We start from the raw sequence: 437 nt of genomic DNA on the forward strand, positions 1-437 counted from the left end.
TATTGGGACAGACACCTCAATGGAAACATCCTGTCACTGAAACGCCAGGCGCATAACGCTGACTTCCGCACCATCGATGCACTGCAATACACCTACACCAACGGCAACCAGTTGTCAGCCGTAGCCGATGCCGCGGGGTGGGAAGGCTTTGCTGATAAAAACACTACAGGACCGGACTATACGTATGATGCCAATGGCAACATGACCAAAGACCTGGATAAGGAAATAGAAAGTATAGAATACAACCACCTCAACCTGCCTGCGAAAGTAATCAAAGCCGATGGACATTCTATCCAATACCTGTATGATGCCACCGGAGTAAAATACGCGCGGGAAGTGTATGACCCCAACGGTAACCTCATTAAGAAAACAGAGTACATCGGTGAGCTGATCTACGAAACCGATGCCTCCGGCAACAGGAGGCTGGCGCTGCTCCA

General features: G+C 50.1%; 1 protein-coding gene. It reads left to right on the forward strand.

Going from position 1 to position 437, the window contains the following annotated elements; genetic code table 11:
• Nucleotides 1-437: RHS repeat domain-containing protein (locus C900_RS26965; RefSeq protein WP_040497658.1), on the forward strand; the 437-nt coding region annotated here is incomplete at both ends.

This window comes from Fulvivirga imtechensis AK7 (genome assembly GCF_000331535.1).
GTDB lineage: Bacteria > Bacteroidota > Bacteroidia > Cytophagales > Cyclobacteriaceae > Fulvivirga > Fulvivirga imtechensis.